This is a genomic window from Streptomyces saintjeani (genome assembly GCF_055409605.1).
This window is the reverse complement of record NZ_CP189624.1, coordinates 3,579,598-3,599,197: the sequence shown is the minus strand read 5'-3', so window position 1 is coordinate 3,599,197 and position 19,600 is coordinate 3,579,598. Positions and strand designations below refer to the sequence as shown.

Annotated in this window: 18 protein-coding genes; 14 read left to right on the top strand and 4 right to left on the bottom strand. The window is 70.6% G+C overall.

Features of this window, described 5'->3' with window-relative positions; translation table 11 throughout:
- Window positions 1-27: 27 nt before the first annotated feature.
- The 4 genes from ACQCO7_RS16220 (at window position 28) to ACQCO7_RS16205 (ending at window position 5,616) form a co-directional block, all read left to right on the top strand.
- Window positions 28-807, top strand: a complete 780-nt coding sequence (locus ACQCO7_RS16220; protein ID WP_464072503.1) for an anti-sigma factor family protein — start codon at window positions 28-30, stop codon at window positions 805-807.
- Between the two features lie 95 nt (window positions 808-902).
- A complete protein-coding gene (locus tag ACQCO7_RS16215; protein ID WP_464072502.1) occupies window positions 903-3,308 on the top strand; it encodes a HelD family protein in 2,406 nt (801 codons plus the stop codon).
- A gap of 305 nt (window positions 3,309-3,613) precedes the next feature.
- A complete protein-coding gene (locus ACQCO7_RS16210; RefSeq protein WP_464072501.1) occupies window positions 3,614-5,032 on the top strand; it encodes an NAD-dependent malic enzyme in 1,419 nt (472 codons plus the stop codon).
- 302 nt (window positions 5,033-5,334) lie between these two features.
- The gene (locus ACQCO7_RS16205) at window positions 5,335-5,616 is read left to right on the top strand and encodes an HU family DNA-binding protein (protein ID WP_005486790.1); all 282 of its coding nucleotides are present in this window, start codon (window positions 5,335-5,337) and stop codon (window positions 5,614-5,616) included.
- 84 nt (window positions 5,617-5,700) lie between these two features.
- Here the strand turns inward: ACQCO7_RS16205 and murA are convergent, their stop codons facing one another.
- Window positions 5,701-7,047: a UDP-N-acetylglucosamine 1-carboxyvinyltransferase gene (gene murA, locus ACQCO7_RS16200; RefSeq protein WP_464072500.1), complete on the bottom strand. Its 1,347-nt coding sequence runs from the start codon at window positions 7,045-7,047 to the stop codon at window positions 5,701-5,703.
- 285 nt (window positions 7,048-7,332) lie between these two features.
- Between murA and ACQCO7_RS16195 the strand changes: the two genes are divergently transcribed.
- The 7 genes from ACQCO7_RS16195 (at window position 7,333) to ACQCO7_RS16165 (ending at window position 15,397) form a co-directional block, all read left to right on the top strand.
- On the top strand, window positions 7,333-7,905 hold the full coding sequence (locus tag ACQCO7_RS16195; protein ID WP_464072499.1) for a YqgE/AlgH family protein: 573 nt from the start codon (window positions 7,333-7,335) through the stop codon (window positions 7,903-7,905).
- A 29-nt stretch (window positions 7,906-7,934) separates the two neighbouring features.
- Complete coding sequence (locus tag ACQCO7_RS16190; protein ID WP_010356236.1) at window positions 7,935-8,219, top strand: DUF3039 domain-containing protein; 285 nt, start codon at window positions 7,935-7,937, stop codon at window positions 8,217-8,219.
- A gap of 328 nt (window positions 8,220-8,547) precedes the next feature.
- Window positions 8,548-9,441 (top strand): FAD binding domain-containing protein, encoded by an 894-nt coding sequence (locus ACQCO7_RS16185; protein WP_010356238.1) that lies wholly within the window; start codon window positions 8,548-8,550, stop codon window positions 9,439-9,441.
- On the top strand, window positions 9,438-11,087 hold the full coding sequence (locus ACQCO7_RS16180; RefSeq protein ID WP_464072498.1) for a (2Fe-2S)-binding protein: 1,650 nt from the start codon (window positions 9,438-9,440) through the stop codon (window positions 11,085-11,087). Before ACQCO7_RS16185 ends, ACQCO7_RS16180 begins: the two co-directional genes overlap by 4 nt.
- A gap of 91 nt (window positions 11,088-11,178) precedes the next feature.
- Window positions 11,179-13,491, top strand: a complete 2,313-nt coding sequence (locus tag ACQCO7_RS16175; protein ID WP_464072497.1) for a xanthine dehydrogenase family protein molybdopterin-binding subunit — start codon at window positions 11,179-11,181, stop codon at window positions 13,489-13,491.
- A complete protein-coding gene (locus ACQCO7_RS16170) occupies window positions 13,492-14,121 on the top strand; it encodes an AAA family ATPase (RefSeq protein WP_464072496.1) in 630 nt (209 codons plus the stop codon).
- A 121-nt stretch (window positions 14,122-14,242) separates the two neighbouring features.
- Window positions 14,243-15,397: an SUKH-4 family immunity protein gene (locus ACQCO7_RS16165; protein ID WP_464072495.1), complete on the top strand. Its 1,155-nt coding sequence runs from the start codon at window positions 14,243-14,245 to the stop codon at window positions 15,395-15,397.
- A 58-nt stretch (window positions 15,398-15,455) separates the two neighbouring features.
- Here the strand turns inward: ACQCO7_RS16165 and ACQCO7_RS16160 are convergent, their stop codons facing one another.
- Both ACQCO7_RS16160 and ACQCO7_RS16155 read right to left on the bottom strand, forming a co-directional pair.
- A complete protein-coding gene (locus ACQCO7_RS16160; protein WP_464072494.1) occupies window positions 15,456-15,932 on the bottom strand; it encodes a hypothetical protein in 477 nt (158 codons plus the stop codon).
- Window positions 15,933-15,944: 12 nt separating this feature from the next.
- A complete protein-coding gene (locus ACQCO7_RS16155; RefSeq protein WP_464072493.1) occupies window positions 15,945-17,162 on the bottom strand; it encodes a helix-turn-helix domain-containing protein in 1,218 nt (405 codons plus the stop codon).
- A gap of 216 nt (window positions 17,163-17,378) precedes the next feature.
- Here ACQCO7_RS16155 and ACQCO7_RS16150 point away from each other — a divergent pair, with 216 nt between their 5' ends.
- The 3 genes from ACQCO7_RS16150 to ACQCO7_RS16140 all read left to right on the top strand — a co-directional run bounded on the left by ACQCO7_RS16150 (window position 17,379) and on the right by ACQCO7_RS16140 (window position 19,007).
- Window positions 17,379-17,777 (top strand): ATP-binding protein, encoded by a 399-nt coding sequence (locus tag ACQCO7_RS16150; RefSeq protein ID WP_464072492.1) that lies wholly within the window; start codon window positions 17,379-17,381, stop codon window positions 17,775-17,777.
- 41 nt (window positions 17,778-17,818) lie between these two features.
- A complete protein-coding gene (locus ACQCO7_RS16145) occupies window positions 17,819-18,244 on the top strand; it encodes a hypothetical protein (RefSeq protein ID WP_464072491.1) in 426 nt (141 codons plus the stop codon).
- A gap of 184 nt (window positions 18,245-18,428) precedes the next feature.
- Complete coding sequence (locus ACQCO7_RS16140) at window positions 18,429-19,007, top strand: hypothetical protein (RefSeq protein WP_464072490.1); 579 nt, start codon at window positions 18,429-18,431, stop codon at window positions 19,005-19,007.
- A gap of 3 nt (window positions 19,008-19,010) precedes the next feature.
- On the opposite strand, the gene ACQCO7_RS16135 is transcribed toward ACQCO7_RS16140, so the two are convergent.
- Window positions 19,011-19,415 (bottom strand): hypothetical protein, encoded by a 405-nt coding sequence (locus ACQCO7_RS16135; RefSeq protein ID WP_464072489.1) that lies wholly within the window; start codon window positions 19,413-19,415, stop codon window positions 19,011-19,013.
- Window positions 19,416-19,600 lie beyond the last annotated feature (185 nt).

Genomic DNA, 19,600 nt, shown 5'->3' with positions numbered 1-19,600 from the left:
ACAGGTGGTCCGGGTATGTCTGGACCCATGAGCCCCAGGCAGGGAGCCCCCGCTCCCAACGAGCACGAGACCGTCGGCGCCTACGCCCTAGGCATCCTCGACGACGCCGAGGCGACCGCCTTCGAGGCCCACCTCGCGGGCTGCGAATGGTGCGCCCAGCAGCTCGACGAGCTGGCCGGCATGGAACCGATGCTCGCCGCGCTCGCGGACCTCCCGGGCACCGGCACCCCCGCCATCGGCGAGTCGCTCTCCGCCAAGCCCAGCCCGCGCCTGGTCGAGCGGCTGGTCGACGAGGTCGCCGACCGGCGCGCGGTCAAACGCCGCCGCTCGTTCTTCCTGGTCGCAGCCGCTGCCGCGCTCATCATCGGCGGCCCGCTCGGCGTGATGGCCGCGACCGGCGGCAACGACGACGGCGGCACCAAGACGGGCGTGGTCGCCTCCGCGAACCCCGCGAAGGACGTCTTCGGCACGCTCTCCGCGAAGACGACCGCGACCGACGCGTCCACGAAGGTCACCGGCACCGTCGCCACCGCCAAGAAGGCGTGGGGCACCGAGGCCGTGATCGAACTGAAGAACGTGACCGGTCCGCAGAAGTGCGCCCTGATCGCCGTCGGCAAGAACGGCGAGAAGGAGACCGTCTCCACCTGGGCCGTCCCGGACTGGGGCTACGGCCTCCCGGACGCCAAGACCGAGCAGGCCCGCAACCCGCTGTACGTCATGGGCGGTACGTCCATGACGCCCGACCAGATCGACCACTTCGAGGTCGTCACCCTGGACGGCAAGAAGCTCGTCCAGATCGACGCCTGAGCGCACAGCCCGAGCGCACATGCGCGCGTGACTTCCACCACGGGGCCCCCTTCGCGTACGGTTGACGGCTGCCCAGCACGTCAGAAGGGGGCCCGGTGGCCGCTCAGGCTCAACAGGAGACCGCGCTCGGATCAGCGGCCGACACGGAGCGGGATTCCGTACGGGACCGCGAGATCCGCGTCGAACAGGAACACCTCGACCGGGTCTACCGGCGCTTGGAGGAGAAGATCCACCAGGCGGAGTTCCTGCTGCGCGACGCGTCCCAGCGCGGCCAGGTCGGCACGCCCGGCGCACTCGCCGAGCGGGACGCCCAGGTCTTCCGCGCCGGGATCCATCTCAACCGGCTGAACAACGAGTTCGAGGACTTCCTCTTCGGCCGTATCGACCTGCTCCTCGGCAAGGACGGCAAGAAGGGGCCCGACGGCGCCTACACCGCCGTGGAACCCGCCGAGGGCGTGGTCAGGGACGACAACACCGCCGACATCGCCGAGACGCTCCACATCGGCCGTATCGGCGTCCTCGACGAGGAGTACGCACCCCTCGTCATCGACTGGCGCGCACCCGCCGCCGCGCCGTTCTACCGCTCCACGCCGGTCGACCCCGGACGGGTCGTACGCCGCCGGGTCATCCGCTCCAAGGGACGCCGCGTCCTCGGCGTCGAGGACGACCTCATGCGCCCGGAGCTGACGGCGTACCTGGACGGCGGGGAACTCCCCGCGATCGGCGACGGCGCGCTGATGGCCGCGCTCGGCCAGGCGCGTACGCACTCGATGCGGGACATCGTCTCCTCCATCCAGGCCGAACAGGACCTGGTCATCCGCGCGCCCGCCGCGTCGGTGGCGTACGTGGAGGGCGGACCCGGCACCGGCAAGACGGCCGTGGCCCTCCACCGCGCGGCCTACCTCCTCTACCAGGACCGGCGCAGGTACGCGGGAGGCATCCTGATCGTCTCCCCGACCCCCCTGCTGGTCGCCTACACGGAGGGCGTCCTCCCCTCCCTCGGCGAGGAGGGCCAGGTCGCGATCCGCGCGATCGGCTCCCTGGTCGACGGCGCGGAGGCCACGCTGTACGACTCCCCGGCCGTCGCCCGCGCCAAGGGCTCGTACCGCATGCTGAAGGTCCTGCGGAAGGCCGCGCGAGGCGCGCTGGAACTGGGCCCCGGCGGCGCCTACGCGGCCACCCGGCACCGGAGCAACCAGAACGGCCGCCCCGCACAGCTCGCCTTCGGCGAAGAACCGGAACCGTACGACGCCGGTCCGCCCACCCGCCTGCGTGTCGTCGCCTTCAACCGGCGCCTGGAACTGGAGGCCGGCGAGCTGGAGCGCGTACGCGCCACCGCGCTCAGCGGCACCGCGCCCGTCAACCTCCTGCGCCCGCGCGCGCGCAAGCTCCTGCTGGACGCGCTCTGGGAGCGGTCCGGCGCGGCGACCCGGCACACCGACCCGGAACTCGCCGCCGAACTGCGGCTCTCCTTCGACGAGGACGTGTCGACGGAGGACGCGTTCATCGCGTTCCTGGACGCCTGGTGGCCGGAGCTGACCCCGAAGGGCGTCCTCGCGGCGATGGCCGACGAGCGGCGGCTCGGACGCTGGGCGCGGCGCATCCTGAACCCCGGCGAGGTACGGCGCGTCGCGCGGTCCCTCAAGCGGGACGGCCACTCCGTGCACGACATCGCGATGCTGGACGAGCTCCAGGCGATCCTGGGCGCTTTGGCCAGGCCGAAGAAGCGGCGCGACCTCGATCCCCTGGACCAGCTGACCGGCCTCGACGAGCTGATGCCGGTGCGCGAGGAGTCGCAGCGCGAGCGCGCCGAGCGGCTCGCGCAGGAGCGGGTGGAGTACGCGCACGTCATCGTGGACGAGGCGCAGGACCTCACGCCGATGCAGTGGCGGATGGTCGGCAGGCGAGGCCGTCACGCCACATGGACGGTCGTGGGCGACCCCGCCCAGTCCTCCTGGTCCGACCCCGACGAGGCCGCCGAGGCCCGCGACGAGGCCCTGGGCTCCCGCCCCCGCCGCCGCTTCACCCTCACCGTCAACTACCGCAACCCCGCCGAGATCGCCGACCTCGCGGCGAAGGTCCTGGCCCTGGCGATGCCGGGAGCCCAGTCGCCGAGGGCGGTGCGGTCGACGGGGATCGTCCCCCGCTTCACTGTCGTACGGCGCACCCTCGCCGAAACGGTCCGTGAGGAGACCGCGCGTCTCCTGGACCAGGTCGACGGCACCGTGGGCGTCGTCGTGGCGATGAACCGCCGCGAGGAGGCCCGCCGCTGGCTCGACGGCCTCGGCGACCGCGCGGTGGCCCTCGGCAGCCTGGAGGCGAAGGGCCTGGAGTACGACGCGACGGTGGTCGTCTCCCCGGCGGAGATCGCGGACGAGTCCCCGGCGGGCCTGCGCGTCCTGTACGTCGCCCTGACCCGTGCGACACAGCAGCTCACGGTCGTATCGGCGGAGAGGGACGATCCGGACGGGAACGGCGTACCGGACCTGCTGCGGGACTAGATCGCCGCGAACTGCCCGGACGGGAATGGTTCGGTGGCGGGTGTTTGTTAGCCTTGCTGTGACACCGGCTCGATCCAAGCCCCCGGGCCCAACCTTAGTCGCTTCGAGCGACCACTTGCCGCGAGGCGAGCATGGCGGGCCGGTGTCGCAGACGAAGAGAGAGGCCCACGTCCATAAGTGACGTGGGCCTCTCTCTTCGTCGTGAACAAAAGGATCGCAATTCCGGCCCGGCTAACGCCTACCCGGCGGTAGGTGCGACCATCGGACAGCAAGATTCAGCCTTACGGTGAAAGAGGAAGTCGGCCATGGCAACGGCGCCCAGCGTCTCCTACTCGATGACGATCCGGCTGGAGGTGCCCGCCGGTGGGACCGCTGTATCGGCCCTCACCTCCGTCGTGGAATCCTCCGGAGGCTCCGTCACCGGCCTCGACGTCACCGCCTCGGGCCACGAACGGCTCCGCATCGACGTCACGATCGCGGCCACCTCGACCGTGCACGCCGAGGAGATCGTCGAGAAGCTCCGCGGCGTCGAGGGCGTCACCCTCGGCAAGGTCTCCGACCGTACGTTCCTGATGCACCTCGGCGGCAAGATCGAGATGCAGTCCAAGCACCCCATCCGCAACCGCGACGACCTCTCGATGATCTACACCCCGGGTGTCGCCCGCGTGTGCATGGCGATCGCCGAGAACCCCGAGGACGCCCGCCGCCTCACCATCAAGCGCAACTCCGTCGCGGTCGTCACGGACGGCTCCGCGGTCCTCGGCCTCGGCAACATCGGCCCCAAGGCCGCCCTGCCGGTCATGGAGGGCAAGGCGGCCCTCTTCAAGCGGTTCGCCGGCATCGACGCGTGGCCGCTGTGCCTGGACACCCAGGACACGGACGAGATCGTCGCCATCGTCAAGGCCATCGCCCCCGGGTTCGCCGGCATCAACCTGGAGGACATCTCCGCGCCGCGCTGCTTCGAGATCGAGGCGCGGCTGCGTGAGGCCCTCGACATCCCCGTCTTCCACGACGACCAGCACGGCACGGCGATCGTCGTCCTCGCGGCGCTCACGAACGCGCTGCGGGTCGTCGGCAAGGACGCCTCCGATGTGAGGGTGGTCATGTCCGGCGCGGGCGCGGCGGGTACGGCGATCCTGAAGCTGCTCCTCGCGGCGGGCGTCAAGCACGCCGTCGTCGCCGACATCCACGGCGTCGTGCACGCGGCCCGTACGGACCTCGTGGACGCGCCCGCGGACTCGCCGCTGCGCTGGATCGCCGACAACACCAACCACGAGGGCCTCACCGGGACGCTGAAGGAGGCCGTGCGCGGGGCGGACGTCTTCATCGGGGTCTCCGCGCCGAACGTCCTCGACGGGGACGACGTCGCCGCGATGGCCGAGGGCGCGATCGTCTTCGCGCTCGCGAACCCCGACCCCGAGGTCGACCCGGGTGTCGCCCGGCAGACCGCCGCCGTGGTCGCCACCGGACGCTCCGACTTCCCCAACCAGATCAACAACGTGCTGGTCTTCCCGGGTGTCTTCCGCGGTCTCCTCGACGCGCAGTCCCGGACGGTCAACACGGAGATGATGCTTGCTGCCGCGAAGGCGCTGGCGGACGTCGTGACCGAGGGCGAGCTGAACCCGAACTACATCATCCCCAGCGTCTTCAACGACAAGGTCGCGGGCGCCGTGGCCGGGGCGGTGCGGGAGGCGGCGAAAGCGGCGGGCGCTTCGGCGTCGTAACCTTATCGATGCCCAGCGGCGGTCGCCTTCGTGACCGCCTTGTGGTTGTGAGACTTCCCACGGTCGATGCTCGGCGCGTCGCGGAACCGGCCTGGTCGGCGGTGACTCTAGGGTTGCGGCCGAACAGGCGCCTTTCGTGTGCCTCCCAGGGGGTTCTCACGACCCCTACGGGTGCCGGATTGGCTTTCGCGCCGCAGGTAGGGGCAGGATGCGACCCTGGGCGCGAGCGTATCGGCTTCGCTGTGCCCGAGGCTCTGCCGCAGGGCACGCCCCAACAGCAAGAAGAACACGGGAGTAACAACATGAACCGCAGTGAGCTGGTGGCCGCGCTGGCCGACCGAGCCGAGGTGACCCGTAAGGACGCCGACGCCGTGCTGGCCGCGTTCGCCGAGGTCGTCGGCGACATCGTCGCCAAGGGCGACGAGAAGGTCACCATCCCCGGCTTCCTGACCTTCGAGCGCACGCACCGCGCCGCTCGCACCGCGCGCAACCCGCAGACCGGCGACCCCATCCAGATCCCGGCGGGCTACTCCGTCAAGGTCTCCGCGGGCAGCAAGCTGAAGGAAGCGGCGAAGGGCAAGTAAGGCCTAGCGGCCTCGCCTCGCTGAACAAACGACGGGCGGTCCTCCTGAAAAGGAGGGCCGCCCGTCGTCGTATCCGAAACCCTTTTAGCCGAGTGCCTTGCCGGGGAGTTCGACCTTCGCGCCGAGTTCCACGAGCTTCTCCATGAAGTTCTCGTATCCCCGGTTGATCAGGTCGATGCCGTGGACCCTGGAGGTGCCTTCCGCGGCCAATGCCGCGATGAGGTACGAGAAGCCGCCCCGGAGGTCAGGGATGACCAGGTCGGCGCCCTGGAGTTTGGTGGGTCCGGAGACCACCGCCGAGTGGAGGAAGTTGCGCTGGCCGAAGCGGCAGTCGGAGCCGCCGAGGCACTCGCGGTAGAGCTGGATGTGCGCGCCCATCTGGTTGAGGGCGGAGGTGAAGCCCAGGCGGGACTCGTAGACCGTCTCGTGGATGATCGACAGGCCCGTCGCCTGCGTGAGGGCGACCACCAGGGGCTGCTGCCAGTCCGTCTGGAAGCCGGGGTGCACGTCCGTCTCCAGCGCGATGGACTTGAGCTGCCCGCCGGGGTGCCAGAAGCGGATGCCGCCGTCGTCGATCTGGAAGGCGCCGCCGACCTTGCGGTAGGTGTTGAGGAACGTCATCATCGACCGCTGCTGCGCGCCCCGGACGTAGACGTCGCCGTTGGTCGCGAGGGCCGCGGAAGCCCAGGAGGCGGCCTCCAGGCGGTCCGAGAGGGCCGCGTGGGTGTAGCCGCCGAGCTTGTCGACGCCGGTGACGCGGATCGTGCGGTCCGTGTCCATCGCGATGATCGCGCCCATCTTCTGCAAGACGCAGATGAGGTCCTCGATCTCGGGCTCGACCGCCGCGTTGGACAGCTCGGTGACGCCCTCGGCGAGCACCGCCGTCAGCAGCACCTGCTCGGTCGCGCCGACCGACGGGTACGGCAGCCGGATCTTCGTACCGCGCAGCCGCTGCGGCGCCTCCAGGTACTGCCCGTCCGCGCGCTTCTCGATCGTCGCGCCGAACTGCCGCAGCACGTCGAAGTGGAAGTCGATCGGCCGCCCGCCGATGTCGCAGCCGCCGAGCCCGGGGATGAACGCGTGCCCGAGCCGGTGCAGCAGCGGACCGCAGAACAGGATCGGGATCCGGCTGGAGCCCGCGTGCGCGTCGATGTCGGCGACGTTCGCGCTCTCCACGTACGTCGGGTCCATCACCAGCTCGCCCGGCTCCTCTCCCGGACGGACCGTCACCCCGTGCAGTTGCAGCAGGCCGCGTACGACGCGGACGTCACGGATGTCCGGAACGTTGCGCAGCCGACTCGGCTCACTCCCCAGCAGGGCGGCCACCATGGCCTTCGGTACGAGGTTCTTCGCACCGCGGACCCGGATCTCGCCCTCCAGCGGGGTACCGCCGTGGACTATCAGTACGTCGTCAGAGCCGTTGACGGTCATGTATCTCGCGTTCCGTGGAGTGTGAGGTGGGGCAGGGGCCAGAAAGGAAAGGGTAATCGCCGTTCACCCTCCTGCCGTAAGCCCCGGAGACGCTCAGGACCGTCATGGCTGTGTCACAACACGATCGGTGGGGTGCCGGGTACTTGTGGTTACCGGTCGGTTTCCGGCGTCCCGCGCGCGTGTACGGCGCGTTTCGCACCCCGGGCCTGCCCTTACGCTCTCGGCCGATCCCCGTGCGCGGGATTGCCTCCCCACGCGGCGGGCGGATGCGGGATCATGTCTGGCATGACCGAGGTGTCCTCGCTCACAGGGCGGCTGCTCGTGGCAACGCCCGCCCTGGCGGACCCGAACTTCGAGCGTGCGGTGGTGCTTCTCCTCGACCACGACGAGGAGGGCTCCCTCGGTGTCGTCCTCAACCGCCCGACGCCCGTCGGCGTGGGCGACATCCTGGAGGGCTGGGCCGACCTCGCGGGCGAGCCCGGTGTCGTCTTCCGGGGCGGCCCGGTCTCCCTCGACTCGGCGCTCGGCGTCGCGGTGATCCCCGGCGGCGCCTCCGGCGAGCGCGCGCCGCTCGGCTGGCGGCGGGTGCACGGGGCGATCGGCCTCGTCGACCTGGAGGCGCCCCCCGAACTCCTCGCCGAGGCCCTCGGCTCGCTGCGCATCTTCGCCGGGTACGCCGGCTGGGGGCCCGGGCAGCTGGAGGACGAGCTGGGGGACGGCGCCTGGTACGTCGTCGAGTCGGAGCCCGGCGACGTCTCCTCGCCGGCGCCCGAGCGGCTCTGGCGCGCGGTGCTCAGACGCCAGCGCAGCGAGCTCGCGATAGTGGCCACGTACCCGGACGACCCTTCGCTCAACTGACGGGTGTGACCTTCAGTACTCTGGGGCCCATGAGCACTCTCGAACCCGAGCGCGGAACCGGTACGGGGACCCTGGTCGAGCCGACGCCGCAGGTGTCGCACGGCGACGGCGACCACGAGCGGTTCGCGCATTACGTCCAGAAGGACAAGATCATGGCGAGCGCCCTCGACGGGACGCCCGTCGTCGCGCTCTGCGGCAAGGTGTGGGTGCCCGGCCGCGACCCCAAGAAGTACCCGGTGTGTCCCATGTGCAAGGAGATCTACGAGTCGATGGGCTCCGGGGACGACAAGGGCGGGGACGGCGGCAAGAAGTAGCTCTCAGGTACTACGGGAAGCCTCCGGCACACGCGCGCGAGTGTGTGCCGGAGGCTTCCGTGCGCTGCGGCGGACCCCGATACGCACCTTGTCGGTATGTCGGGGGAGTAGGTATGTAGGGAAACCCCCTCAGGGTCACCGAAGAGGGGCAATTCGAGCAGAGCGGTGACGGTCGGGAAAAACGGTTCTGAGGTGGGCGAACGTCCCCAAGTGGACCCCTGTCCTCGGGTGTTGCCAACATGTGCCAGAGTTGCCACGTCCGCCCTGTCAGCACGTACCGTACGGCCAACAGGCGGGACCAGGTGGACGCGGGAAGGGGCAGCCGGTTTTGACCACGCACGCACCGCAGGCGGCGCAGTCCGTGACGCTGCCCACGACCCTGGACGAGGCCGTCGCCGCGCTCGCGGCGATGCCCACGGCCGTCCCCGTCGCGGGCGGCACCGACCTGATGGCCGCCGTCAACTCCGGCCAGCTCAGGCCCGCCGCGCTGGTCGGCCTCGGCCGCATCAGCGAGATCCGCGGCTGGCAGTACCAGGACGGCCACGCCCTCCTCGGCGCCGGTCTCACGCACGCGCGCATGGGACGCCCCGACTTCGCCGCCCTCATCCCCGCCCTCGCCGCCTCCGCGCGCGCGGCGGGCCCCCCGCAGATCCGCAACGCGGGCACGCTGGGCGGCAACATCGCCACCGCCGCTCCGACCGGTGACGCGCTCCCGGTGCTGGCCGCCCTGGAGGCCACCCTCGTCATCGCGGGGCCGAACGGCGCGCGCCGCGAGATCCCCGTCTCGCACCTGCTGGCCGGCATGGAGATGCTGCGCGGCGGCGAACTCATCGGCTTCGTGCGCGTGCCCCTGCTGCACGCCCCCCAGGTCTTCCTCAAGGCGACCGGCCGCACCGGCCCCGGCCGCGCCGTCGCCTCCGTCGCCCTCGTCCTCGACCCCGCCCGGCGCGGCGTGCGCTGCGCGGTCGGCGCCATCGCCCCGATGCCGCTGCGCCCGCTGGACGCGGAGGCGTGGGTCGCGCGGCTCATCGACTGGGACAACAGCCGGCGGCTCGTCCCCGAGGCGCTCGCCGCCTTCGGCGAGTACGTCGCCGCCGCCTGCATCCCCGACCCGGTCCCCGAGGTCGACGGCAGCGTCACCCCGCTGCCGCCCGCCGTACTGCACCTGCGGCGCACCGTCGCCGCGCTGGCCCGACGAGCACTGGGGAGGGCGCTGTCGTGACCGACGAGCAGCACAGCCAGGACCACGGCACGCCGCAGGGCGTCAGCCGCTGGGACCCGCTGCCCCAGGGCGACTACGACGACGGTGCGACCGCGTTCGTCAAGCTGCCCGAGGGCGGCGTGGAGGCGCTCCTCGCGGGCGACAGCCCCCTCGCCGCGCCGGGTCACGGGTACGTCCCCCCGCCGATAGCGCCCGAGCCCTGGGCGGCCCCGGCCGACGGCACGGAGTGGCCCGCGCCCACGGTCTCCGGCTCCGGCGACGACCGGTTCACCTACCCCGCCCAGCAGCACACCGGGCAGTGGACCTACGAGGAGCCGCCGCCGGCCGCGCCCGCGCACGACGTGACCGGGCAGTGGTCGATCCCCGTCGCCGGGGGCGATCTCCCGGACGAGTCCGGGGAGTTCACGGCGTCCGCGCTGGTCGAGCAGTGGGGCGGCGCGCCGCAGGAGCCCGGGGGCTGGGCCGATGCCGGGTGGGAGCAGCACGGGCAGGGCGGCGCCGGGCATTCCGACGGACGCGGGGTCGAACTGCCGGGTCTTTCCGGGTACTCGGACGGGCGTGGCACCGATTTCGCCGGGGTCGGGTATCCGGAGGTGCGGGAGCACTCCGAGGGGCGCGGGTCCGGTGAGGTCGGCGGATCCGGTGAGGTCGTTGGTCATGCCCCTGTCGAGTCCGACAGTGGGCACACCCTCGCCGAGTCCGGTGCCGCCGCCGCTGCCATCAACCGGCTGACGCTGGGGGCGGGGCAGCGGCTGGCGCCGGAGGACGAGGCGGTTCAGGAGGACGAGAAGGGGGCCGAGACCCCGGAGGCCGCGTCCGTCGAGGGGGCCGCGTCCGTCGAGGGGATCGTCGAACCGTCGTACGAAGCCCCGTCCGAGCCCGTGGAGGCCGCTGAGAGCGCCTCGGAGGGCGAGGAGGGTGTTCCGGGGCCCCAGGGGGCCTCGGAGGCTCCCGGTGAGGCTCAGGAGGCCGCGGAGGTCGCGGAGGTCGACGAGGTCGAGGTTCTCCCGCCGCCCGGCGAGGAACACCCGCTCGCGTCGTACGTGTTGTCCGTCAACGGCACCGACCGGCCCGTCACCGACGCGTGGATCGGCGAGTCCCTGCTGTACGTGCTGCGCGAGCGCCTCGGCCTCGCGGGCGCCAAGGACGGCTGCTCGCAAGGGGAGTGCGGGGCCTGCAACGTCCAGGTGGACGGCCGGCTCGTCGCCTCCTGCCTCGTACCCGCCGTGACGAGCGCCGGCAGCGAGGTCCGTACGGTCGAGGGGCTCGCCGAGGACGGCCGGCCCTCCGACGTCCAGCGCGCGCTCGCGCGGTGCGGGGCCGTGCAGTGCGGGTTCTGCGTCCCCGGCATGGCGATGACCGTGCACGACCTGCTGGAGGGCAACCCGGCGCCCACCGAACTGGAGGCGCGCCAGGCCCTGTGCGGCAACCTGTGCCGCTGCTCCGGCTACCGGGGCGTCCTGGACGCCGTCCAGGAGGTCGTCCAGGAACGTGAGGCCATCGCCGAGGCTGAGTCGGACGGCGACGGGGCACGTATTCCGCATCAGGCGGGCCCGGGGTCCGGCGGGGCACACCCGTCGGTCTTCGACACGGGGACCTTGGGAGGTCAGGGCCAGGTGTTCGGCCAGGACGGAGGCCAGGCGTGAACGAGCCGGTTCCGTACGGTGAGGTGAGCGCGCGCGGGACAACGGTCCCGTACGGCGTGCCGGGCGTGTCCCGGCGGATCGGAGGCCGGGTGTGACGCAGGACGCCGTCTCCGTGCCGCCGCCGATCGCGGCGGAGGCCGTACCCGTGCCCGAGGCGATCCCGCACGGGCTGGGGTCCTCGCTGCACCCCGCCGACGCGCGCGCGAAGACCGAGGGGACCTTCCCGTACGCCGCCGACCTGTGGGCGGAGGGCCTCCTGTGGGCCGCCGTCCTGCGCTCGCCGCACCCCCGCGCACGCGTGGTGTCGATCGACACCTCCCACGCGCGCGAGATGCCCGGCGTCCGCGCCGTCATCACCCATGAGGACGTCCCCGGCACCCCCCGGCACGGCCGGGGGGTCGTCGACCGGCCGGTGTTCGCCTCCGAGGTCGTGCGCCACCACGGCGAGCCCCTCGCGGCCGTCGCCGCCGACCACCCCGACACCGCGCGGATGGCCGCCGCCGCCGTCATCGTCGAGTACGAGGTCCTCGACCCGGTCACCGACCCCGAGCAGGCGTTCGAGGCCGAGCCGCTGCACCCCGACGGCAACCTGATCCGGCACATCCCGCTGCGCCACGGCGACCCGGACGCGGTCGGCGAGGTCGTCGTCGAGGGCCAGTACCGCATCGGCCGCGCCGACCCCGCCCCGATCGGCGCGGAGGCGGGACTCGCCGTACCGCGCCCCGACGGCGGCGTGGAGCTGTACCTCGCCTCCACCGACCCGCACACCGACCGCGACACCGCCGCCGCCGTCTACGGGCTGCCGTCCGACCGCGTCAAGATCGTCGTCACCGGCGTGCCCGGCGCGACCGCCGACCGCGAGGACCAGGGCTTCCAGCTGCCCCTCGGGCTGCTCGCGCTGAAGACCGGCTGCCCGGTGAAACTCACCGCCACGCGCGAGGAGTCGTTCCTCGGCCACGCGCACCGCCACCCGACGCTCCTGCGCTACCGCCACCACGCGGACGCGGAGGGCCGGCTCGTCAAGGTCGAGGCACAGATCCTGCTCGACGCGGGCGCGTACGCGGACACGTCGTCCGAGGCGCTCGCCGCCGCCGTCTCCTTCGCGTGCGGGCCGTACGTCGTCCCGAACGCGTTCATCGAGGGGTGGGCCGTCCGCACGAACAACCCGCCCTCCGGGCACGTGCGCGGGGAGGGCGCGATGCAGGTCTGCGCCGCCTACGAGGCGCAGATGGACAAGCTCGCCAAGAAGCTCGGCGTCGACCCCGCCGAACTGCGCCTGCGCAATGCCATGGCGACCGGTGACGTCCTGCCGACCGGCCAGACCGTCACCTGTCCCGCGCCCGTCGCCGAGCTCCTCCAGGCCGTCCAGGAACACCCCCTCCCGGCGCTCCCCAAGGACACCCCCGAGGACGAGTGGCTCCTCCCGGGCGGGCTTGAGGGCGCGGGCGAGCCCGGCGCCGTACGCCGGGGCGTCGGCTACGGCCTCGGGATGGTGCACATGCTCGGCGCGGAGGGCGCGGACGAGGTCTCCACGGCCACCGTGAAGGTCCAGGGCGGGGTCGCGACGGTCCTGTGCGCGGCCGTCGAGACCGGGCAGGGCTTCACCACGCTCGCGCGCCAGATCGTCCAGGAGACCCTCGGCATCGACGAGGTGCACGTCGCCCCCGTCGACACCGACCAGCCTCCCGCCGGGCCCGGCTGCCGGGGGCGCCACACCTGGGTCTCCGGGGGCGCCGTCGAGCGCGCCGCGAAGATGGTCCGTACGCAGCTCCTCCAGCCGCTGGCGCACAAGTTCGGGATGTCCCACGAGCTGCTCCAGATCACCGACGGCAAGATCACCTCGTACGACGGCGTGCTGTCCACCACCGTCGCCGAGGAGCTCCACGGCAAGGAGCTGTGGGCCACCGCGCAGTGCCGCCCGCATCCCACCGAGCCGCTCGACGAGGCCGGACAGGGCGACGCCTTCGTGGGGCTCGCGTTCTGCGCCGTGCGCGCGGTGGTCGACGTCGACATCGAGCTGGGGTCCGTGCGGGTCGTCGAACTCGCGGTCGCGCAGGACGTCGGCCGGGTCCTGAACCCGGCCCAGCTGACGGCCCGCATCGAGGCCGGCGTCACCCAGGGCGTCGGCATCGCCCTCACCGAGAACCTGCGCACCCCGCGCGGGCTGATCCGCCACCCCGACCTGACGGGGTACTCCCTGCCGACGTCCCTGGACGCGCCGGAGATCACCATCGTCAAGCTCGTCGAGGAACGGGACGTCGTCGCACCGTTCGGGGCGAAGGCGGCCAGCGCGGTGCCGGTGGTGACGTCACCGGCGGCGATCGCGTCGGCCGTGCGCGCGGCTACGGGGCGGCCGGTGAACCGGTTGCCGATCCGGCCTCAGGCGGCTGTGGTGACGCAGTAGTTGCGGGGGGTCGTGCTGATCACCGGCGTGATGGCGTCGGGGAAGTCGACTGTCGCGCGGGGGCTGGCGTCTCGGTTGCCGCGTGCGGCGCATGTGCGCGGGGATGTGTTCCGGCGGATGGTGGTGTCGGGGCGGGTTGATTACCTGCCGGAGGGGGCTGAGGGTGTGGCTGGGGGCGCTGGGGGCGCTGGGGGCGCTGGGGGCGCTGGGGGTGTGGCTGGGGGTGCGTCCGGCGGTTTTGGCGGTGCGCCCGCCGTCTCCGTCGAGGCTCGCGAACAGCTCCTGCTGCGCTACCGGTTGTCCGCCGCGACCGCCGACGCGTACGCCGACGCCGGGTTCACCGCGGTCGTGCAGGACGTGGTGCTCGGGGAGGATCTCGCCGGGTGGGCGGGGATGGTCCGTACGCGCCCGCTGTACGTCGTCGTGCTCGCGCCGGATGTCCGGGCCGTCGCCGCGCGGGAGGCCGGGCGGGCCAAGCGCGGGTACGGGGCCTGGTCCGTCGAGGAGCTGGACCGGTGGCTGCGGGAGCGGACGCCCCGGATCGGGCTGTGGCTGGATACGTCCGGCATGACGCCCGATGAGACCGTCGAGAAAATTCTTGCCGAGAGGCAACGGGCCGGGGTCGAGTGACGTCTTCGCTGGTGGCGGGGCGTTGTCAGTGGGGCCGCGTAGTGTTCTGAGCAGTGGGGCGGCTCGGGGTTCGGGCGGGGCGTTCTGCCTGGTGGACGACTTGTTCAGGCACGGGGGAGCAATGGGCAGCACGGCGACGACGATCACCTTCACCGAGGACGCGCTCGATCCGTACGTCACGCACGCGCCGACCCGGCGCTGGCTGACCGGCCCCGGACTCCCCGGCGTGGGTGGGTTGGTGACGTTCGAGGCGCTGCGGAGGGACGGGCTGCGGACGGTGGGGGACTCCACCGGCGACCCCGCGGGCGCGCTCGCCGCCGACGTCCGTGACCAGCTCGTCATCGGCGGCCTCCTCGGCGCGCGCGGCGAGGAGACCGAGTCCGTCGTCCTCGACGGCGTGACCGGCGCCGTCTCGACGACGTACTTCCTCCACGACCGCCCCGACCTCATGGACCTGCGCCCCCTCGCCCCCTCCCTGGAGAAGCTGGTCCGCTTCGCCACGGCCGCCGACGAACTCGCCGCCCTGCGCGGACAGTTCGCCTCCTACGCGGGCCGCTTCGGCGCGCAGGCGGTGACGGAGGCGACGAAGCATCTGCTGTCGCTGTACGAGGGCGAGACGGACGGCGAGGTCGCGCCGTACTGGAAGACGATCGCGGTGATCCGCCCCCTCGCGCTGATCGCCGGCCCCGGTACGACGTCGGGCCTGGCCCTGGACCTCCCCCCGCGCCTCCTGGACGACGAGTACGGCCAGGGCGAGATCGTCCGCTTCGAGGAGATGGACTTCCCGCCCGCGCTCACGCACACCCCGACCCGCCACTTTCTCGCGCGCGTGGGCCTCCCGGAGGAGGCGGTCTGGTTCACCCTCGACACGGACGCGCCGCTGCGCACGCTCTCCGACTACTGCGCGGACGAGGGCCACACCCACGAACTCCCGCCCCATGCCTCGTCCTTGATCCGCCTGGGCGCCCTCCTGGAAGACACGAGCCTCGTGCTGGACGGCACCACGGGCGCGGTCCTCTCCTACACGTTCCCGGACAAGACCCTCCGCCCCCTCAACGCGGACATCTCCACGCTCGCCTTCACCTTCTGGCTGATCCACCGAGAACGCACCCTCGACGCCCTCCACGACCTCACCCACACATACGACCAGCTCACGGAAGCGATGAACCACACGCTGGCGGCGGTCGACCCGACGGCGGTCCTCCTGGACGAGGGCGACGACTGGCGGTATTGGCCGGAGGTGTTCGGGGACGAGGCGGGGGGAGGGCTGTCCTGAGGCTCGCCCGTACCGGAGGGCCGCGCAGGGGAGTTGTTCCGGACGGCACGGTTCAGGCTCAGTCGCGCGACGCGCCGTCCGGCCACACCACCGTTACGGGAACGCCCATGCTTCGGGCGTATGCGACGACGTCACCGCTTCCTCCGTACCCTCGGGCAGGCTGGCCGTCCCATACCGCGATGAGCCGATCGACCAAGCCGACAAGGATTTCACTGCCCGCCATGTGAGCTTGCTCAGTGGACTCGACTATGCCTGTTTCATGTACTTCCGCTGCCGAAGTGAGCAGTCGGTCGTAGGTCGCGTGATGTTCTTCGGGAAGCCCCTGGCGATACCGTACGGCGGGAATCACCACCTCGATACGTCCTCCGTATTCGAGCGCCGTCTCGGCCGCCCAAGCGTCAGGACCGTCCGCAATGCACGAGACGAGACAGAGTTCCGTCGGTTCGAAGGCGTCAAGTTCTCGACGTAGAGCCGATTTCACCATCTGTTCCGTCTGCTTACCGAGCCCTCGGTGCCCTGTGATTCCCACTCGCATGTCAAGACCTCTCTACAGGAAAACTTCATACAACCGGTCATCGAACTCCCTCACCACACGTGGCAGCAAGCGCGGCGAGTAGGACCTCCGCAGACTTCGCGCCCGTTCCACGATGCGCCCTGACCGGTACTTGACCCCGGCTTCCAGTGCTCCCGTGGCCAGGGCGAACGCCCCGTCAATACGACCTGAGGCAAGATGCCCGGATGCCACGTCAAGGATCAGCAAGGCTCGCTGCTTCTCGTGCCCGGAGGACAGAACCGCTGCCACAGAGTCCTGAGCGCCGCTGATCCAATCGGCACGGCCGAGCTTCGCCCCACATGCGACACGCGTTGCGGCGACCTTGGACTCGTTGAAGGTGAACACCCACGGCCACGGCGTCGATTCGCCAACTACCCGACCGGCGAGTCGAGCAGCCTCCTTCAGTGAAACATCAGTCCCCGGTGCGTCACCTGCCGCCGCATGGCACAGCGCCTCGATCGACGTCAACCAGGCTTCAGCGATCACGGGCGGTCGTTTCCCCAGCGCTTTACGAGCCGCCCGCACCAACAACATGCCTTCCGAGGCATTACCAGCGTGAGCCTCGAACTGGGCAAGGCTTCCCAACTGATAAGCAGCCAACAAGGGATTGCCTGCTCTGCGCGCCGACTTGATCGCCGAGCCGTACCAGGTGCGGGCAGACCCGTAATCCCCCATGTCCCAGGAGAGCCAACCGGCCAAACTCGCCACTTCGCTGCCGACGGCGGCAAGTCTGTTCCGCTGATCGTGCTCTTCCACGGATTGAGCGAGCGTCTGCGTCAGTTGAAGATGTTCAAGCACAGGCTTAACCAACTGACGTGACGGAGTTGTTCCGTCGAGCCGTCGATAACCACCCGTCACCATGCGCAGCGTGGCTGCCGATCCGCCGTCGCTCGCAGTAGGCTCCGCCGAAGTCGCGGGGAAAGCCGCAACCATGGGAGCAACAGCGACCGCGGCAACTCCGCCGAAGAAGTTACGCCGTTCCACTGGTCCACCTGTATCCGCATTCGCAGCTAACGCCGCCGCATGATCGGCGAGGCCGACCAAATGCGGAGGAATCTGCAAGTGGGATGCGGTCCGCGCCAGAATTTTTGCGTCGTACACACCGTCGACGCCTTTTTGTTCAAGTCGCGAGATAGCCGACTGGCTTACCCCGCAGGCTTCACCTATCTCCTTCTGAGACAGCCGTGCATCACGTCTTGCGAGTTGGATCACCCGCCCGTAGTCACCTACACGGGCCGCATCCCGAAGAGCGCCCGATGTCCAACTCATTGAGTCCCCCAACGCCGTTCGTACGCTCCACTTCTACCCGGTAACGACCTGCTATGCAGCCCGCGCATACGTGTATGCGCATCACGGGTCATTCCTGGCTCACCAAGCATGGTGCGAGGTTCAGTCACTGCACCACAAGTAGCTGAAGGGGAAGGCGACATGACGACCCTTGCATCGACGGACCCTGTCTGGGAACGCATCTTGCTGGCCAACGAAAGGGCCCCCAGCGCTGCCCGGGACTTTGCCAAGTCAGCTCTCCCCGACCACGTCCCCCCTGAAGCGGCCGGCGACTTCGTCCTCGTCGTCTCGGAACTGGTCACCAACTCGGTCCGGTACGGCACGGAACCGGGGGACTCGCTGCGCGTCGTCTTCGACTTCTCGGCCGAACTGCTCCGTGTTGAGGTACATGACACCCGCCGACGCTCCCCGCGCTTCAAGCCTGAGTCCGAGGACCGCCAGCGGGGCCGTGGGCTGTTCATCGTCGACGCCATCGCCGAGTGGGGCGTGTCCAGCCGCGAGTTCGGGAAAATCGTGTGGGCGGAGGTCAAAGCATCATGACGCCCCTTGAAGTGCCACCGGGGCCTGGATTCGTTGCCACAGTGGCTGCCGTCACCGCCATTCACCAGGCCGGCGGATACGACCTCGCCCAGTTGCTCATCACACACCCAGGGCCCCGCCGGGCGAACGAGACGTCTGAGACCGTCGAGGACGGTATGCGGCGTCTCGCTATCGCGCTGCACCTCGGCCCTTGCGACGCCGATCCCCCCATGATCGGTGGACGTCTCCTGGTCCGGCGCACGCTGGCCGCACTGGACTACGGCCATGACGAGTACGTGATGACGATCCCCGCACCGTCACAGAACTGGTTGACCTTGGTCGAACACGGCGCGTTCTGCCGTATCTGCGTGGTGTTCCCGCCCCTTCCGCTGGACGCCGACCAGGAAGAGACCGACGCGCACCTACGCGAAAGTGTCGCCTTCGGTCTGGTCAGGTGGGGAACCACCTACGCCCGTCGCCGGTTCTGATCAACCTGGTCAACCACGGCAGACGGGCCGTCCCGAGGTGAGATAGACCCCGGGCCGACCCGCTGAGGTTCGAGCGTAACGGGTCAAAGATTCCGCCCTGCCTGTCCAGGAACAGGAAGTCCGAAAGCAGATGGGGCGGTCGGCAAGGTCAGCACGTGCACGCAACCAACAAGGAGAGTGCAGAGTGAGCGCAACCGTTTCCCGCCCCGCCCCCGAGCAGGTGGCGAAGCGCGCCCGAGAGATCATGTCGGCGATCGAGGCCGACCCGGAGTTCGACGACTTCACCGCCGCCGCCCTGAAGTACGACGAGGCGTGGACCTGCTTCACCGGCTTCCCCGTCATCAGCGAGTGGAACCTCGACACCGACAAGCGCCCCTTGCTCACCGAGGGACTGCGGACCCTCGCCCTCAAGGCCGCCGTGTACGAACTCGGCGGGCAGGACGAGGACATGACCGAGATCCCCGTCGCCGTGCCCGTCGACGAGATGATGCACGCCATGATCGCGCAGCCCCAGCTTCTCGCGAGGATCGCGGACCGCGTCGGCATCTCCGTGATCCACCAGACGGACAAGGAGCACCACGACTACGCGTCCGGCGATTACACGCACACCGCGTACACCCTCGCGTGGGGCGAGCCGAACCCCCGTTACTGGCTCGACCACAACGAGGCCGCGCGTCGACTGCGCATCCTCGACCAGATGTACGCGGCTGCGGGATTCCACCGGTCCGGCAAGGAGCACACGATCGACTTCGCCGCCGCGTAGCGCCTAGCTGAGAGCACGGCGCAGCGTCGCGAGCACGTCGACGCCGGGAAACCTGTGACGAATCCCGGCGGAGGCTTGCTCGATCAGATCCTCAAGCAGCATCGGCGCTGCGCCGTACAGCAGCTCGCGAAGGTACGGAACCAACTCCGCTTCATCGGCAGGGAGAACGACCCGCACCATCACCTGTTCGCCCTGGCTCTTGTACCGACCAGCAGGCAAACCCACCTTGTCCGGGTGAACGCACACGGGCGTTCCATCAGCCGCATACCGATGCCCGTCCGCCGGGTTGAACGGGCACTCCTTGCTGGGCCCCTCGACAACGTCGAAACCCCCGACAGGGAAGCGGCGCGACGGACAGATACCGCAAGCAAGGTGCAGCACGTCGCCACTGACGAAAGCCTCGGCCATGAACGGGAGCCTAGCTCCACCGGCCGAGCGTAGACGCCCCTTCTGGTCCACTTCCTCCCGCCTTGAGGCGGAGGGGGCGACCGGTAGGGGTGCAAGGCCCTCTCAGGCGGCCACTGAGCGCGCGCCTTTGAGGAAGGGCGCCCCGCCCATCTGCCAGCCCCCGAGGCGGATGGGCGGGGTCGCTG

Coding starts and splice junctions, on each gene's coding strand:
- ACQCO7_RS16220 (WP_464072503.1), top strand. CDS start 28: ATGAGCCCCAGGCAGGGAGCCCCCGCTCCCAACGAGCACGAGACCGTC.
- ACQCO7_RS16210 (WP_464072501.1), top strand. CDS start 3,614: ATGGCAACGGCGCCCAGCGTCTCCTACTCGATGACGATCCGGCTGGAG.
- ACQCO7_RS16205 (WP_005486790.1), top strand. CDS start 5,335: ATGAACCGCAGTGAGCTGGTGGCCGCGCTGGCCGACCGAGCCGAGGTG.
- murA (WP_464072500.1), bottom strand. CDS start 7,047: ATGACCGTCAACGGCTCTGACGACGTACTGATAGTCCACGGCGGTACC.
- ACQCO7_RS16195 (WP_464072499.1), top strand. CDS start 7,333: ATGACCGAGGTGTCCTCGCTCACAGGGCGGCTGCTCGTGGCAACGCCC.
- ACQCO7_RS16190 (WP_010356236.1), top strand. CDS start 7,935: ATGAGCACTCTCGAACCCGAGCGCGGAACCGGTACGGGGACCCTGGTC.
- ACQCO7_RS16165 (WP_464072495.1), top strand. CDS start 14,243: ATGGGCAGCACGGCGACGACGATCACCTTCACCGAGGACGCGCTCGAT.
- ACQCO7_RS16160 (WP_464072494.1), bottom strand. CDS start 15,932: ATGCGAGTGGGAATCACAGGGCACCGAGGGCTCGGTAAGCAGACGGAA.
- ACQCO7_RS16150 (WP_464072492.1), top strand. CDS start 17,379: ATGACGACCCTTGCATCGACGGACCCTGTCTGGGAACGCATCTTGCTG.
- ACQCO7_RS16135 (WP_464072489.1), bottom strand. CDS start 19,415: ATGGCCGAGGCTTTCGTCAGTGGCGACGTGCTGCACCTTGCTTGCGGT.